Raw genomic sequence first — 3,344 nt, 5'->3', positions numbered from 1 at the left:
CAACATACCCTCCAGCCAAACAAATGTATGAATGCCATAAGCATTTGGCAAGAGGAAAACAAACAATCTCCGATGATGGGAGGTAGCCAGGTCCTCTGACCTCCAGCCAAAGCTTTCTGCTTCCTCGTCGACTCGGGAAAGCTTATGGCCGGAGTACGCCGGACGTTTGATCGATTCGCAATTGGACCTCCAGGTGCAGCTGCTGCCGGAAGGTGATCCCACGCCGGCCGGTCCTGTTTATCCTAGCGGACCCAATCCACGCTGAATTTACGACCTTTGATGCGTCCCTCGCGCAGACGTTCGACGGCAATACGTCCGAGCGATTGCGCGACCGCCACATAGGCAACGCGGTCGTGAATTTCAATCTTGCCGATATCCTTCGCATCCAGACCGCCGGCCTCGCCGGTCAAGGCACCCAGAATATCGCCTGGTCGCAGCTTGTCCTTGCGGCCGCCACCAATCGACAGCGTGGTCATCGCCGCGCCTTGATACAGGGCTTTTTCCTGTTTGGGCAGCTGGATTTTTTCACGTTCGAAGCTCGAACCGGTATACGTTTCGATCGCCTCAATTTTTAAGCGTTCGCGCGGTGTGGCCATCGAGATAGCGATGCCCTCCTTGCCGGCGCGACCCGTACGACCAATGCGATGCACATAGGTGTCCGGCTTCAGGGGCAGATCATAATTGATGACAAGGTCAAGATCCGCAACATCGATCCCGCGGGCCGCAACATCGGTGGCCACCAGCACGCGGATGCTGCGATTGCGAAGTTTCGCCATCACCTTGTCACGATCCATCTGCTCCAGATCACCGTGCAGTCCCGCTGCGCTTACGCCCCACTCACCTAAAGCCTTGGTGATTTCAGCAATCGCGGCTTTATGATTGGAAAACACGATGGCTGTTTCCGGGCGATACTGATCCAGCAGACCGTGCAGCGCCGAAAGTTTATTCTCAGGATTAATTTCCACCACGATCTGCTTCACGCTCGGCGCGGTGACGGCACCCTCATCGATGGTGACCCGTTGCGCCTGCTTCTGATAGCGCGCGCTCATCTCTTCAATGCTGGCTGGAAAGGTGGCTGAAAAGAAAATGGTCTGACGATTCTGTGGCGCTGCCTCCAGGATCTTTTCCATCTCATCCGCAAAGCCCATATCGAGCATGCGATCGGCCTCATCCAGAACAAGATACCGCAGGGTTGTGAGATCGAGGTTCCCGCGATTGATATGATCCAGCGTGCGGCCCGGAGTTCCGACCACAATATGCACACCACTTTCGAGGCTGACGGCCTGAGGGCGGCCCGGTTCCCCACCGGCCAACACCAGAACCTGCAGACCCGGATGGCGGCGTGCGAGCTTACGCATTTCGCGGGCCACCTGACCACAGAGCTCGCGGGTGGGGCAAAGGACCAGGGCTTGAACCTGTCTTGCCGACACGCGAATGCGGTCCAGGATGGGCAGGGTAAAAGCCGCTGTTTTGCCGCTACCGGTCTTGGATTGACCAATCAGGTCATAACCTTGAAGCAAGAGCGGAATACTTTGCGCTTGAATCGGCGTCATCGCGCGAAACCCAAGTTCAGCGACCACTTCCTGCAAGGCAGGGGAAATCGCAAGTTGAGCAAAGGATGATGGGGATTCTGGGACTGGCGAATGCATAATATTTCTCCGGGATCCTGGGACGGGGCACCATAACGCAAGGGATGAAAAAGAGCCAGACAAGACTGTGGACTTGCCTCGGAATTCAGGTAGGCTGGACGCGCAAACCATTGGAGGAGTTCTTATGCTGCGCCATCTTCTTTTTGCGTTATCCGTGAATACTCTTACGGGGGCTGCTCACGCTGACACCAGCTCCCTGCCAGGTGACTGCATTCTGTTCGAACATGCCGACCGCCAAGGGGCCTATTGGAGTGCTGAAGTGGAGGGCAAGGACCCCGCTTCCGCAAACCTGGACAATTGGTGGCAGGATCGTGTATCGAGCGTCTGGGTACGCCCTGGTTTTATTCTGGAGGCCTACCCGGAGCCAGCGTTTAAAGGCACCCGCCTGGACATCAGCCGTGATTTGCTCCTGGCCACCGAGTTCAATGGTGGGGCAAGCGTGAATTTGAAAGCTTTGAATTTCAATGATCAGCTCTCATCCTATCGTTGCCGACGGACGGGTGAAGATAAGGCTTTGGCGCAGGGTTCTGTGTCATGGCACGAAGGTGCAGAGTATGCGTGGCTTTCAGGTGGAAACCATCCTGATCATAAGACCCTGCAGATGAAGACCGAAGGTTCGGATCTGATCATCACAGTCCGCGCTGACAACACGTACGGCACCAACTGTCAGGATTATCGTGTGAATCTCACGACCTCACAGGTGCATGCGGAATTTACAGGGGCGGGTTTTGCCAAAGGCTAGGCTGACTTTGATCTGTTCCTGGCCTCGATGCGTCCGGATTTTAAATTAACTCTGAAGGATCTGATTCAGCATCTGCAGATTCTGGCTCAAGGCTACGCGGCCTATCCACCGAAAGTTGAGCCACCCAAACCAGAACTGCAAAGCCTGATTGCTTATCTCCAGCGTTTCACAACCTGATCAGCGCGGCAGCTGGCAGCCATCGACAGTCAGGTCGAGCTGCCCCTGCTCGTTACGACACGAATAGAGCCAGTAGGTTTGCTGCGCGTAGCTATACCCCTTCTGATAGACGATCGAGCCGTCTTCATTGACCTCACACGGATTATTAACTCCGCATTTACCACCTGATGTGTTGCCAGTATTATTGACCGCCACCACAGTCCGCGTGCCGGTGGCGAGGACGGGAGCTCCGGAGGTGCCGCCGATGGTGTTGCACGTGGAGGTGAAACGAATGGCGTCTTCAAAACTCCACTTGCCTTCCTTCAGCGTATTCGCGATGGCTGCCACGGCACAGGAATAGCCGCGTTTCCAATATCCCGACAGGATCTCGATATCATGCCCGACGTCGGGAGACTTTCGGCTGAGTGTGAGCGCATCGACTTTGTATTTGGTGCGAACATCCAGATAAGTTTCCCGCACCTGATAAAGACTCATGTCCGTTTTGGTCATGGTTGCATAGAGGATTTTTTCCGCACGGACGGTTCCCAGTTTGTTCGCCTGGGCTCCCAGCACATCGAAGCTCCGACTGTTGCTCTGATTCAACACCACCCGGCCTGGATCTATCATACCCGTACAGTGCCCGTTGCTCAGAACCAGCGCTTTATCGGTGTCCTGGCTATCATCAAAGCGCACCAGACTGCCGGAACAATTCGATAAGGCGACGATGCCTTCGAAATCATAATCAGCAGTAAAAGTTTGTGAAAACTCTGGAGATTGGGGTATCGGCAGACCAAATT

The 3,344-nt window shown here is 55.1% G+C and carries 4 protein-coding genes; 2 read left to right on the top strand and 2 right to left on the bottom strand.

Features of this window, described 5'->3' with window-relative positions; translation table 11 throughout:
* Nucleotides 1-242: 242 nt before the first annotated feature.
* Nucleotides 243-1,649 (bottom strand): ATP-dependent RNA helicase DbpA, encoded by a 1,407-nt coding sequence (gene dbpA, locus VE954_RS16850; RefSeq protein ID WP_324954818.1) that lies wholly within the window; start codon nucleotides 1,647-1,649, stop codon nucleotides 243-245.
* A 124-nt stretch (nucleotides 1,650-1,773) separates the two neighbouring features.
* Here dbpA and VE954_RS16845 point away from each other — a divergent pair, with 124 nt between their 5' ends.
* A complete protein-coding gene (locus VE954_RS16845) occupies nucleotides 1,774-2,391 on the top strand; it encodes a hypothetical protein (protein ID WP_324954816.1) in 618 nt (205 codons plus the stop codon).
* Between the two features lie 27 nt (nucleotides 2,392-2,418).
* Nucleotides 2,419-2,568 (top strand): hypothetical protein, encoded by a 150-nt coding sequence (locus tag VE954_RS16840; RefSeq protein ID WP_324954815.1) that lies wholly within the window; start codon nucleotides 2,419-2,421, stop codon nucleotides 2,566-2,568.
* Here VE954_RS16840 and VE954_RS16835 read toward each other — a convergent pair.
* The coding region (locus tag VE954_RS16835) for a S1 family peptidase (protein WP_324954813.1) at nucleotides 2,569-3,344 on the bottom strand (776 nt) is incomplete at its 5' end.

This window comes from Oligoflexus sp. (assembly GCF_035638955.1).
Classification (GTDB): Bacteria; Bdellovibrionota_B; Oligoflexia; order Oligoflexales; family Oligoflexaceae; genus Oligoflexus.
This window is presented reverse-complemented; position numbering and strand designations above follow the sequence as displayed.

Bases quoted from the DNA above. Each gene is read 5' to 3' on its own strand.
- dbpA (WP_324954818.1), bottom strand. From the start codon at position 1,649: ATGCATTCGCCAGTCCCAGAATCCCCATCATCCTTTGCTCAACTTGCG.
- VE954_RS16845 (WP_324954816.1), top strand. From the start codon at position 1,774: ATGCTGCGCCATCTTCTTTTTGCGTTATCCGTGAATACTCTTACGGGG.
- VE954_RS16840 (WP_324954815.1), top strand. From the start codon at position 2,419: ATGCGTCCGGATTTTAAATTAACTCTGAAGGATCTGATTCAGCATCTG.